The sequence below is a fragment of the Exiguobacterium sp. s78 genome (assembly GCF_018618985.1).
Lineage (GTDB): Bacteria > Bacillota > Bacilli > Exiguobacteriales > Exiguobacteriaceae > Exiguobacterium_A > Exiguobacterium_A abrahamii.
Genome location: NZ_JACSNB010000007.1, coordinates 39,404 through 50,776 on the forward strand (window position 1 = coordinate 39,404; position 11,373 = coordinate 50,776).

Below are 11,373 nucleotides of genomic sequence, written 5' to 3' on the forward strand. Positions count from 1 at the left end.
AGGAATTTGATGGAGTTATCTTTTTTGTTAGCTTTTGGGGCAGGGTTTTTATCTTTTATCTCGCCATGTTGCCTAGCTTTGTATCCTGTTTTTCTATCTTACATTACAGGAATTTCAGTTACAGAGTTAAAAGAAAATAAAAAGTGGAACTGGAATGGTGTTCCCCATACATTCGTTTTCTTACTTGGATTTTCGAGCGTATTTTTAGTGATGGGTTTTTCAACGTCATATTTGGCTGATTTTTTTATAGTGTATAAAGATGTTCTACGGATGAGCGGTGCACTTATTTTATTCATATTCGGTGTTATTTTAACTGGTCTGTGGACCCCAATATTTTTACTTAAAGAGCGAAGAATGAACTTAGGAAAAAGAAAGCGTGGTTATATCGGAACGTTTATTGTCGGAGTCGGATCGGCTGCTGGATGGACTCCTTGTACAGGACCAATCCTCGCTGGAGTTATTGCTTTGATCGCCACGAATCCTAGTAATGGATTTTTATATATGCTCTTTTATGTACTAGGTTTTTCTATTCCATTTTTCTTGATGTCGTTTTTGGTCGGGAAATCCAGATACTTAATGAATTATTCTTCAAAGGTTATGAAAATAGGTGGCTGGTTTATGATTTTATTAGGTATCATATTGTATTTCGATGGTCTGACGAAACTAACTACAATATTGATTGATTTTACAGGGTTTAGAGGGTTCTGACGCTCTATTTTCTATTTCGAAAGGAGATGCATCGTAAATGTCTCGTGAAAATGTCCTGATAATGGGAGTAGAGGAAAACTGGAAAGTGATGGAGAACATAAAACAACTTAAACCTGTAAGTATAGATATTCATATTTCTTCAAAAGAAGGATGGGTTCGAAAGCTATTTCCTGATTTTAAATATTTTGATTCATTTTCAAAAAAAGAATCAGAAGAAGGGTATATTAGTAATCTGATTGAATATTGTACTTCTCAAGAAATAGGCTGGATTATCCCTTTAAGCGAACAAGAAGCATCTACGTTATCAAAACATAAGTTGAAAATGAGAAAAAATAACGTAGCGTTTATAACATCCTTTGACTGGGATAAAACAGTACTTCATGATTCATTTTCGGTTCAAGGTAATACTTTCACTTATTCTTTTGACCAGATAAAGAATGCGCCTGAAGGTGTAAAGGTGGGGAAAATTGATGCATATGTCGATTATCGATCTAGTGAAGTGATTTGCTGTTTTATGAGAGAAGAGTATGAACGGTACCAAGATACTGTTCTTTCATACGAGGTGTTTGCCAACTCGATTTTAGAGGAGTGCGTAGCAATAATTGCTCAAAGGCTTAATATAAAGGGTTCTTTTTCTTTCGATTATCAACGTGATTCGGAGGGAATGTATACGATTACAAAAATAGAATGTTTCATGACGCATTCTACTCGTGAGGCTATTTTTAGTGATTATGATTTCGCTAATTATTTGTGGAGCAATATTCAAGGAATTGTCCTTTTAAAAGAATCAAATGATAAAAGCTCTTTTGTGTATCGCCTAAATGAAGAATACTTTCTTTTCTAAATCTCAACAGTTTGTTTTTATATGTAATCATCTTAAATGAGAAAGGTACTTTATGAATAAACTTTCATTTAAAATAACGTTATTTTATTTTTTCGGGATTCTCATGATTTTCATTCTCTCATCTGCTATTGTATACAACATTCTTGAGCATCAACAAGTAGAAAGTGAACTGGAGAGCCTTCAAGAGAGAGGCAATAGTCATCGAGATGTTCTTTCCACTAACTTCGACAAGCAAACAGTTGAACACGTTGTTTTAATGGAGGAAAAGGCGATGACTGATGTGATTATCTTAGACAAAAATAATCAAGTCGTCGATTCATCTAACGACGCTGAACAATTTTTGAACCCGGATTGGATTCAAAAAAAGGATGGAATCGTAGAAGGTAATTGGAGAGAGGGCAAATTTTTAGTGACGGTGAGTAATATTGAAGATGGCGGTCAAATAATCATGTTAGAGCCGACGAAGTATATACAGCATTTGATGGGGGAATTGAAACAACAAGTAGTGTTCTCTCTATTCTTGTTAGTACTTTTTCTATTAGTAAGTGTTTATTTTTTGAGTTATATCATTATAAAGCCACTTTTATCAATGAAAGAGGCAACGGTAAAGTTAAGTAAAGGCGAGGTGCTGAAAATCAGAGAAGCTGAGAGAAGCGACGAAGTAGGAGATTTAGCACGAGCGATCACTAAGTTATCTGTTGATTTACGTCACATTCAAAATACAAGAAAGCAATTTCTGACTTCAATCACACATGAATTGCGTACGCCGATTACCTACATCAAAGGATATGCAGGACTCCTCAAAAAAGACGAATCGAGATTTGGAGATATTATCTATGAGGAATCCGAAAGACTTCAAGAACTGATTGAGGATTTGTTTGAACTTGCTAGATTGGAAGAGCCACATTTTCAAATAGATCCTCAGATCACAGAGATGAATGATTTCTTAAAAAAAATCAGTGAAAGAATAATTTTTAAATTTGAGGAGAAACAAGTGAAATTAATTCTTCAAATTAATAAAACTCCCATCTACAAAGAGATAGACCAAGCTAGATTTGATCAGGTTCTCTTAAATTTACTGGATAACGCGCTAAAATATACACATGCGAACAAACGCGTATTTTTAAAACTTGATGAAAACTTTATTGAAGTTACGGATGAAGGTGGTGGTGTGGATGAGCAATCACTCCCGTATCTTTTTGATCGTTTTTATCGAGTAGATTCTTCACGAAATCGTGAAACAGGAGGTACTGGGCTCGGTTTGGCTATCACGAAAGAAATAGTTGAAGCGCACAAAGGGACCATCGTAGCTATTAATGTAGAAAACGGGCTGAAAGTTGTCATTGACTTGAGGGGGATTCCAGGATGAGAACCATTGCTTTGGTAGATGATGAGAATCGAATGTTAGAACTGATTGAACTCTATCTGCAAGACAGTTATACCTGTATTAAGCTGAACAGCGGAAGAGAGATATTGAACTTGATTGATGTAGATGAGCCTGACTTAATCATATTGGATGTGATGATGCCTTTAATGGATGGTTTTGAGACCTGTCAAAGGATAAGGGAAGTTTCGAATGTACCAATCATTTTATTGACAGCACTCGACGGAAAAGAAGAAATCGTAAAAGGATTACAACTGGGAGCAGATGATTACATTGTGAAACCGTTCGACGAGGCGGAATTGAAGGCAAGAATTCAATCGATTTTCAGACGAACTACAGTTTCTTCAGGATCAAAAATCGAATCGTCGGGTCTAATCTTAAATGAAGACGCCCATGAGCTGTATTATGATAATCATTTAGTCAAAGTCACGCCAAAGGAATTTTCATTACTTGCTAAGTTATTAAAAAATCCAGAACGTGTCTATTCAAGAGAGGAACTGCTCTCAAGTTTATGGTTAGCAAATGAGTGGACAGATGAACGAACGGTCGACTCTCATGTAAGAAACTTAAGAGAAAAACTTAGGAAACTCGAGTTTCCTATTGAAGAACACTTTCGCACAGTATGGGGAATTGGTTACAAGTGGGTTCCTTAAATAAGGAGAAATAAGACAAGAGAGGAACGGTTAAAAAACCGTTCCTCTCTTGTTTATCGTTTATTCTGCAGATAGTTCGTCTTCAGTCACCCATTTATGATTTTTCACTTCTTCACCTGTAGTCGATTCGAAATCAATCATATACACTGTTGTTTGCTTAGCTGAGTCGATAGTGGCCGTAGCATCCTTCATTCCTTTCATATGATCCGCGTCTACTTTTACTTCATCGCCTACTTCATAAGGAGATGACTTGGCATCTACAATCTCTTCTTGAATAATCCATTTATGATTCGTGACGCGTTTCCCGCCATTTGTAGGGTCATAAGAAATGCTATAAGCAGTAGTATCATAAGCTCCTACAATTTTAGCCTCGGCCCCTTTCATGCCTTCCATATGTGCTTCTTTGATCATCGCCATGTCGCCAACTTTAAATTTAGGGTTTTTAGCCTCTTGGAGCCCTTTCGGAACCTCTTTCGATCCAGACATGTCCATCGTCGAATGATCCATACCGTCCATATTTTTATCCATGCTTCCTGTTGATTTAGAATCATCACCATTGCTTCCGCACGCAGCGAGTGCTAAAGAAAGCGAAGCAGCCATAGTTGTCATAAAAATCTTTTTCTTTAATTTCATAAAAATTACCTCCAATTGTTTTTTTATGCTTTCCATAGACTCTATCACATAAATTTGCAGAAACATTGCAGAGAGTAGAAAAGTAACACATTGAAAAAAACTATAAAATTCATGGGTGGAAAGACATATTTTTTTCACAATCATTCTTTAAGTTAAAGATAATAATTAATTGAAGGGAATGATCCATGTGAAGAAAAGATGGTTAATCGCAACTATCGGTATCTTTACTCTCATGATTATAGTGGGCGGTTCGTATTTACTTTTTATCCGAGGTACTATGCCAAATAACAAACAGCACATGAAATCTATGATGAATGGAGGGAACACTACTACAAATCAGACTATGATGGAAGGTATGGGACATGGCGCGAGTGTCGATTTAAAATCAACTGAAGAAAAAGAGCGACGATTGAACATCCCTAAGATGCTAAAATCCGATCGTGAAACCAAGAATTCCATTCAATACACGATTGTCGCTAAACAAGGGGAGACACAGTTCTTCCGAGATAGTAAAAAAACTGAAACTCTAGGATATAACGGAAATTATTTAGGTCCTGTAGTGGAATTGAAAAAAGGAAAAATGGTAACAATCCGTACGGTGAATCGCTTATCAGAAGCGACTACATTCCATTGGCACGGTCTTGTTGTACCATCATCCGTAGATGGCGGACCACATCAAGTCGTGAAAGCTGGTGAAACGAAGGTAGTAAAGTTCAAAGTGAAGCAAGATGAATCGACATTGTGGTTTCATCCACATCCAATGGGGAAAACTGCTGAACAAGTATACAAGGGGTTAGCAGGATTGTTGTACGTAAAAGATGAAAAAACTAAAGAGACGATGCTACCTCAAAAATATGGTGAAAATGATATTCCATTAATTCTTCAAGATCGAAAAGTTAAAAACAGGAATGTCCTTGGATATGCTGATGTAGAAAAAACAGATGGGGCTTTAGGCGATACCCTCCTCGTAAACGGTACGATTAATCCATATTTCAACGTAAAATATTCGCAACTTAGAGTCAGATTGATAAATGGCTCCAATGCACGTAACTACGTAGTGAAGCTATCTGACGGTTCATCCTTTAAAAAAATTGCTGATGATGGTGGTTACATCTCAAAACCGAAAAACGTAAAGAAAATTGAATTAAGTCCAGGCGAACGTATAGAGGTATTGGTAGACTTTTCAAAAAGAAAAATTGGTGAGACTGTTTCATTTGAGACGAATGGAGTAAGGGTCGTTAACTTCAAGCTGAAGGATAAACAAGGGACGAACCTAAGTGCATTGGCGCCGAAAAGTGGATATGAAAAGCCGCTAAAGACCTTGTCTACAGTGAATCAAAAGTTAACTCTTTTCGGGATGGGCAAAAATGTTGAAATCAATGGGAAAAAGTTTGATGAGAAGAGAATCGATATTAAAGCGAAACAAGGAGAAACCGAAATTTGGGAGGTCTATAATAAAAAAGACATGATGGGTGGAATGACTCATCCCTTCCACATTCATGGAGTCCAATTCAAAGTATTAGAGCGAAACGGACAGAAACTGGATAATCAAGAAGCAGGTCTAAAAGACACTATCGCTATAAAACCAGATGAACGAGTTAAGATTCAGATGACTTTCAAGGAAAAAGGGGTATTCATGTACCATTGCCATATCCTTGAACATGAAGAGAACGGAATGATGGGTCAGTTGAAAGTGGACTAAAAAATAGGTGAATGTTTTCATCTTTTTTTCACAAACTAAGGAAATAGGCTTTGTGTAAGTCAAAAAAGACGGAAAATGGAGGTATTTTAGAATGAATACTGGACAACAAGAAATCTTAGGTGCCCTACACAACTGTATAGTGACTTGTAATGAATGCTTTGATGCGTGTTTGAGTGAACATCATGTTTCTTCGATGGCAGAGTGTATACGTCTAGACAGAGATTGTTCTGAAATTTGTAGTCTTTTAGTACAAGCTATTTCTCGAAACAGCAGCAATATTGATGTTCTTGCAAGAAGCTGTGTTGAAATTTGTGAAAGATGTGCCGACGAATGTTCGAAACATGATCATGATCATTGTAAAAAGTGCGCTGAGGCCTGTAATGAATGTGCAAAAGTTTGTCGTAAATTAATTGCTTAAAGCGAAGTGTTAAAAATGAAGGAGCATCTATGTCGCCATGCCGAAAAAGGTATGAGCTAAAAAGCTGATGCTCTTTCATTATTTATAAGCACTAAGATACTTAGTTATGAAAAAGTTCATAACCCTTATAGACCAGTAGTATGGTGAGAGAAAATAAGGATACATAGAGGATAACGATCAAACTCTTCATAAACACTTTCATGAAAATCAACTCCATTCTATAGGTTGAATTGATTATATAGAAAGTTCGTGAAATTTATGAGGAAATAGACTAACAATCATTTATTATTAAAAAATTTTAATGTAAGAGGTGGTGACTAGGATGGATAAAATATTAATTGTTGATGATGAAATAAGAATGAGGCAATTATTAAGACTCTATCTAGAACCAATAGGATATGAATGTAGTATGGCGAATGATGGGATCGAAGCTTTAGAGAAAGTGAAAAAAGAAACCTTCGATTTGATTTTATTGGATGTAATGATGCCAATGTACGATGGATTCGAAGTATGTAAGAAAATAACGGATTCTCACCCGGAAGTCCCTATCATCATGATAACGGCTCTAAATGATGCTGAATCCATCGTCAAAGGACTAGATGCTGGAGCTACAGATTATGTCACAAAGCCGTTTAACGGGGACGTACTTTTAGCAAGAGTTCGGTCTGTCATGAGAAGGAAAGCAAAAGAACCCGTTATCTACCACGGACTTACGTTCGATGAGAGCAACAATTTAATTTTACTAGATGGCAAGTCGATTGACTTTACACCAAAAGCACATGCATTACTGCGACTATTCCTTCAACATCCTGGAAGGCTGTTCAACAGACTAGAGCTTTATGAATTCGTTTGGTCTTATACGTCAGAATCGGATCCGAGGACAGTTGATTCTCATATTAAGATGATTAGAGAAAAGTTAAGAGAGTTAGATTACCCGATCGATAGGCATCTGAAAACAATTTGGGGGAGAGGATATCGTTGGAGTGAGAATGAAACGAAATGACACTCTTACTATAGGAGCAAAAGTGTCATCATAAAAATCATAAGGGAGTCGGTGTCGGCTTCGAGTATCCATCTTTATATGAAGAATCGATTGCAGAACGAATATCTTTAACCGATTCTCCGTCCCGTTGCTTCAAAATAGACTTTACAGCAATCTCGAGACAGGTGCTGCATGTCGTTCCGTGACTTGTCCATTTCACCGATCCATTCGTCGCGTTTTCTTCTATAAAGCAATCATAATTATTTTTATGATTGACTGTTTCACCGCAACCGCAATAGCAAGGTATTTTCTCTAGTAGTTTACGATTTTTCCCTACAGCTTGATAAACATTTCGTACATCTTCAGGTTGAGTTTTTAAAAACGTGGGAAGTATCAACGATGATGATGTTTCTTCAATCTTGTCACCGCCCATATGTTTCGCATGATCTACCTCCTTTGAATGATTGGGAGTAGAAGACTTCATCGGGGATTGAGCACAGCCGACCGCAATCAGGGATAGGCTAATAAGACTTACGCTTTTTAAGAGTATGTTAAGTTTCACGATTGGATTCTCCTTAGAGATAATTTTGTAGGTGCATAAAACAAAGCTTTTTAATTGCGTTTTTTGTATTAGCTCATTTGTCTGTTCACGATAGTACCTATTCGTTCATTTGACCATAGTCTTCATCAGTTCAGTTAATTCATGAATTGTCATCAATCATTTGATGTCTACCTCGAACTTGTCCTTTAATTCTTTTTAAAGTTTCAGTACTTGTGATTTTGGCGCTAAATAGTCCTATTCAAACAAATGGTCTCATTTTTTAAAATATATCCTATACTTGTATGATAATTTTTATTTTTTAGTGTGTCAAAATACATTTTATATTTATATATATAAGTTTAACTGGAAGTAAAAACGAGATGTAGCTCTATATAGTCATGATCTCTCTATATACACCATACAGGTATATAGTACGTAAAAGGAGGTTTTCTTATGAATCACCATATCCATCACGAACATACTCATCATGAAGACCAACAAATGAGTGCTTCACATCATGAACATGAAGGAATGATCGGAGACTTCAAGAAAAGATTTCTCGTATCGTTAATGTTGACCATTCCAATCCTGCTACTTTCCAAAATGATTCAAGAATGGTCGGGTATCAACATTAGCTTTCCATATGACGACGTTGTTTTGCTTTTGCTATCCACAATTGTCTACTTCTACGGTGGATGGCCCTTCCTAAAAGGTAGTATTAATGAAATACGCCAAAAAAATCCTGGAATGATGATGTTGATTGCATTAGCGATTAGTGTAGCCTATTTCTATAGTGTCGCTATCATATTCGGTTTCGGACAAGGACATGATTTCTTTTGGGAGTTAGCGACCTTGATCGACATCATGTTATTAGGGCATTGGATTGAAATGAAATCAATCATGGGTGCCTCAAATGCGTTGCAGGAATTAGTAAAGTTACTTCCGAGTGTGGCGCATCGAGTGAAGGATGGGAAGGTTGAAGAGGTGCCGGTCAATGAATTAGAGGCAGGAGATCTCATTCGGATCAAGCCGGGAGAACAGGTACCGGTAGACGGAAAAATCGTCGAAGGAACAACAACGATTGACGAATCAATGCTTACCGGTGAATCACTTCCGGTAGATAAACAGGAGAATGACACCGTGATTGCTGGCTCTATCAATCAAGAAGGTGGTCTGACAGTCGAGACGACAGGTACTGGTGAAGGCACCTACCTTTCAAAAGTCATCGGCTTAGTAAGTGAAGCGCAATCTTCCAAATCACGGACTCAAAACTTAGCTGATCGAGCAGCAAAAATTCTTTTTTATCTCGCGGTGGGAGCAGGTGTTCTGACTTTCGTGATTTGGATTGTACTTGGATATTCGGTTAGTACAGCAATCGAGCGCATGGTAACGGTTATGGTTATCTCTTGTCCACACGCTCTTGGTTTAGCAGCCCCTCTTGTCGTATCCGTTTCTACAGCACTTTCCGCTAAAAGAGGTCTTTTGATTCGAAATCGAACACAATTCGAAGAGGCACGAAAACTAGATGCGGTTATCTTTGATAAGACTGGTACTTTAACGCAAGGTAATTTTGGAGTAACGGATGTGATGGCAAGTACAGGTATAAGTGAGGAAGAAGTATTACGACTCGCAGGAGCCATCGAACAGTCGTCGCAACATCCACTTGCTCGCGGGATCTTGACTGAAGTTCAAAGACGAAAGCTTGATTTACCATCGGTCGCAGGATTTGGATCGATGACAGGCATAGGATTGGAAGGAACAGTCGAAGGAAAGCAAGTCCGCGTCGTTAGTCCGCGATACGTACGGGACAAACAACTCGAAATCGACGAAGTGACATTCGAAGATTTGTCTGAAGAAGGGAAAACGGTCGTCTTTGTCTTAAAGGACACAGAATTAATCGGTATGATCGCCCTTGCCGACCTCGTTCGCGAGGAAGCTAAGAAGACTGTACAGGAATTAAAGGAGAAAGGGATTCAATCCATCATGCTGACTGGGGATAATCAAAAAGTCGCTTCGTGGGTCGCTTCCCAACTTGAGATCGATCAAGTGTACGCAGAAGTATTACCGGATGATAAGTCACGTCAAGTGAGACAGGTGCAAGCAGAAGGAAAAAAAGTAGGGATGGTAGGGGATGGAATTAACGATGCACCAGCTCTCGCACAAGCGGATGTAGGGATTGCGATTGGTAGTGGAACAGATGTAGCTGTAGAAACGGCTGATATTGTCCTTGTCAAAAGTAATCCAAAGGACGTCTTATCTGTCATCGAACTATCGCAAAAAACATATAATAAAATGATTCAGAATCTATGGTGGGCAGCTGGTTACAATATCATTACGATTCCTTTAGCTGCAGGTATTTTAGCACCATACGGCATTATTCTTTCACCAGCGATTGGAGCAGTTTTGATGAGTTTGAGTACGGTCATCGTAGCTATCAATGCGAAAACATTAAGAATTTAATAGAAGTTTGGTATATTTTTTCTTTTTTGTGTATGAACACACCCTATCTCACTTCATGAGTTAGGGTGTGTTCTTTTTTTCAATCAGATAGGATCCCATAGATAAAAGCATGGAACAGAGCGGCCCCGCTCTGTCTGATGGAAAGAGACCGCAAGCCGTCCTGTTTCCGTACTCTAGCTCGCTCCTCGTCGGCGCAAGGGTCATCAAAAAAAGCCGCTGCCGTTCCTTGTCTTCCTCCGCGTTTTGGCTCAAAGCAAAGCTTTTCGCTCGCGGGCTCCGGAAGCCTTCGTCCCGGTGCGCTGTCCGCTTTTTTTGATCTTTCCCTGCGGTCACCCTTGCGCCGTCTCGCGACGCTCGCTGCGTTCCCGTCAACAGGACGGCACCGTGTCGGACTGCATCCCACTCGCGAAAGGAGCTTTTCCATGAAACTGACTACACTCGTTGAAATCACTCGTATCCGCCAAGAGGTCCGAGACCCAGACGTTGCGCTCGAGACGACGCACATCACGTCCCCCGAGGACGCGTTCTGTGTCGCCAAACGTTTCATCCAGGACGATGACCGTGAGGTATTCCTCGTCATCCTGCTCAATACGAAGAACCGGGTCATTGCCGTCCACCGGGCACACGTCGGGAGCATCAACTCGAGCGTCGTCCACCCTAGAGAAATTTTCAAGTCCGCCATCCTCAACAATGCGACGTCGCTCATCGTCAGCCATCAGCATCCGAGCGGTGACCCGCATCCATCGAGGGAAGATATCGAGGTGACCGAACGGCTCGTCGAGGTCGGACGCATCGTCGGTATTCAGCTTCTTGACCACATCATCGTCGGTGCCGGAGACGAATACGTCAGCTTGAAAGCACAAGGTGTGCTGTAAAGAGACGATAGAGCGTAGACGGACGGGATACCTCCGTCCTGTCCGCGCGCGCAAGAGCATGGACGAAAAACGACGTCGTTTTTCTTTTGAGAGAGCGCAAGCGAGTAAGGAATGGATTCGTCCCGAATCCAAGGGCAATGAGAGACCCGCAGTGGACGGATGATCCACTGCGG

General features: G+C 39.3%; 11 protein-coding genes. 9 read left to right on the forward strand and 2 right to left on the reverse strand.

Annotated elements, in window-relative coordinates; all coding sequences use genetic code 11:
- Positions 1-9 precede the first annotated feature (9 nt).
- From KNQ18_RS16720 to KNQ18_RS16735, 4 genes are read left to right on the forward strand one after another with little or no spacing between them, the layout of a single operon-like run.
- A complete protein-coding gene (locus KNQ18_RS16720) occupies positions 10-708 on the forward strand; it encodes a cytochrome c biogenesis CcdA family protein (RefSeq protein WP_034786404.1) in 699 nt (232 codons plus the stop codon).
- A 37-nt stretch (positions 709-745) separates the two neighbouring features.
- A complete protein-coding gene (locus tag KNQ18_RS16725; protein WP_050678844.1) occupies positions 746-1,552 on the forward strand; it encodes a hypothetical protein in 807 nt (268 codons plus the stop codon).
- A 52-nt stretch (positions 1,553-1,604) separates the two neighbouring features.
- Complete coding sequence (locus tag KNQ18_RS16730; protein ID WP_050678843.1) at positions 1,605-2,921, forward strand: sensor histidine kinase; 1,317 nt, start codon at positions 1,605-1,607, stop codon at positions 2,919-2,921.
- Complete coding sequence (locus KNQ18_RS16735) at positions 2,918-3,589, forward strand: response regulator transcription factor (protein WP_029343435.1); 672 nt, start codon at positions 2,918-2,920, stop codon at positions 3,587-3,589. The genes KNQ18_RS16730 and KNQ18_RS16735 overlap by 4 nt, the downstream gene beginning before the upstream one ends.
- Positions 3,590-3,649: 60 nt before the next feature.
- On the opposite strand, the gene KNQ18_RS16740 is transcribed toward KNQ18_RS16735, so the two are convergent.
- Positions 3,650-4,222 carry a YdhK family protein gene (locus KNQ18_RS16740; RefSeq protein WP_029343434.1) on the reverse strand — a complete coding sequence of 191 codons (573 nt, stop codon included), beginning with the start codon at positions 4,220-4,222 and terminating at the stop codon, positions 3,650-3,652.
- Between the two features lie 187 nt (positions 4,223-4,409).
- Between KNQ18_RS16740 and KNQ18_RS16745 the strand changes: the two genes are divergently transcribed.
- The 3 genes from KNQ18_RS16745 to KNQ18_RS16755 all read left to right on the forward strand — a co-directional run bounded on the left by KNQ18_RS16745 (position 4,410) and on the right by KNQ18_RS16755 (position 7,345).
- The gene (locus tag KNQ18_RS16745) at positions 4,410-5,924 is read left to right on the forward strand and encodes a multicopper oxidase family protein (RefSeq protein ID WP_082202603.1); all 1,515 of its coding nucleotides are present in this window, start codon (positions 4,410-4,412) and stop codon (positions 5,922-5,924) included.
- A 91-nt stretch (positions 5,925-6,015) separates the two neighbouring features.
- The gene (locus KNQ18_RS16750; RefSeq protein ID WP_071908772.1) at positions 6,016-6,342 is read left to right on the forward strand and encodes a four-helix bundle copper-binding protein; all 327 of its coding nucleotides are present in this window, start codon (positions 6,016-6,018) and stop codon (positions 6,340-6,342) included.
- A 322-nt stretch (positions 6,343-6,664) separates the two neighbouring features.
- Positions 6,665-7,345, forward strand: coding sequence for a response regulator transcription factor (locus KNQ18_RS16755; protein ID WP_050678842.1), 681 nt, complete (start codon positions 6,665-6,667; stop codon positions 7,343-7,345).
- A 37-nt stretch (positions 7,346-7,382) separates the two neighbouring features.
- Here KNQ18_RS16755 and KNQ18_RS16760 read toward each other — a convergent pair whose 3' ends face one another.
- The gene (locus KNQ18_RS16760) at positions 7,383-7,886 is read right to left on the reverse strand and encodes a PCYCGC motif-containing (lipo)protein (protein WP_050678841.1); all 504 of its coding nucleotides are present in this window, start codon (positions 7,884-7,886) and stop codon (positions 7,383-7,385) included.
- Between the two features lie 432 nt (positions 7,887-8,318).
- On the opposite strand from KNQ18_RS16760, the gene KNQ18_RS16765 reads away from it, so the two are divergent.
- Together KNQ18_RS16765 and KNQ18_RS16770 are read left to right on the forward strand one after the other, a co-directional pair.
- A complete protein-coding gene (locus KNQ18_RS16765) occupies positions 8,319-10,325 on the forward strand; it encodes a heavy metal translocating P-type ATPase (RefSeq protein ID WP_050678840.1) in 2,007 nt (668 codons plus the stop codon).
- 422 nt (positions 10,326-10,747) lie between these two features.
- On the forward strand, positions 10,748-11,200 hold the full coding sequence (locus tag KNQ18_RS16770) for a JAB domain-containing protein (RefSeq protein WP_215085673.1): 453 nt from the start codon (positions 10,748-10,750) through the stop codon (positions 11,198-11,200).
- Positions 11,201-11,373: the final 173 nt, after the last annotated feature.